The organism is Nocardia sp. 852002-20019_SCH5090214 (assembly GCF_001665865.1).
Classification (GTDB): domain Bacteria; phylum Actinomycetota; class Actinomycetes; order Mycobacteriales; family Mycobacteriaceae; genus Nocardia; species Nocardia nova.
In genome coordinates this window covers 1-601 of the sequence record NZ_LZMK01000216.1, presented here as the reverse complement: position 1 = coordinate 601, position 601 = coordinate 1, and the positions used below count along the sequence as shown (strand labels likewise).

Below are 601 nucleotides of genomic sequence, written 5' to 3'. Positions count from 1 at the left end.
TGCTACGGCGATTCCGGATCGTCGAGGTAGCGCCACCGGATTCGGGTGACCATCGAGTCCGGGGTGCAGCCGGTGTGGCTGCCGCAGAAGAACTCGCCGAACTGCGCCGGCGTCATCTCAGGGAAGCCCTCGGCGCGGACTTCTTCGTTCGTGATGGTGTCGAGGCGCTCGCGGCGCACGTCGAGAACTTCGACATCGACGATCCGTACAAGTGGTTCGCCGCGGCGGCGGCCCATCACCTTGCGGCACAGCGTGAGCCGGGTGCCGGGCGTCAGCATCAGCCAGCCCGTGCGGCGGGTGACGGTCTTGGTGCGGTCGCGGACCTGGGGTTCGGTGAGCGAGACCGACATCAGGCGTGGCATGAGGTGCTCCTGTTCTGCGGGTACTGGTTCCAGATCCGGCCGTCGAGTTCACGCCCGGCCGTTTTCGGGGTGCGGCCACCCCACTGCTTGAAGAAGAACGCGGTCCCGGCCTCGACGCACTGGTCGCGCAGGTCGCGCACCCAGTCCGCCTCGATCGGCCGGGCGTGGGGCCCGGATTCGCCGCCGACGATGACCCAGTCGATCGCCGGGATCGGCCGCCAGTCGGCGCAGCCGGGGCA

The 601-nt window shown here is 69.2% G+C and carries 2 protein-coding genes; both read right to left on the bottom strand.

Annotated elements, in window-relative coordinates; all coding sequences use genetic code 11:
• Nucleotides 1-2: 2 nt before the first annotated feature.
• Nucleotides 3-362, bottom strand: coding sequence for a hypothetical protein (locus tag A5780_RS43130; protein WP_231982988.1), 360 nt, complete (start codon nt 360-362; stop codon nt 3-5).
• On the bottom strand, nt 350-601 hold a 252-nt coding region (locus A5780_RS43125; protein ID WP_156769533.1), incomplete at its 5' end, for a DUF5131 family protein. The genes A5780_RS43130 and A5780_RS43125, both read right to left, overlap by 13 nt.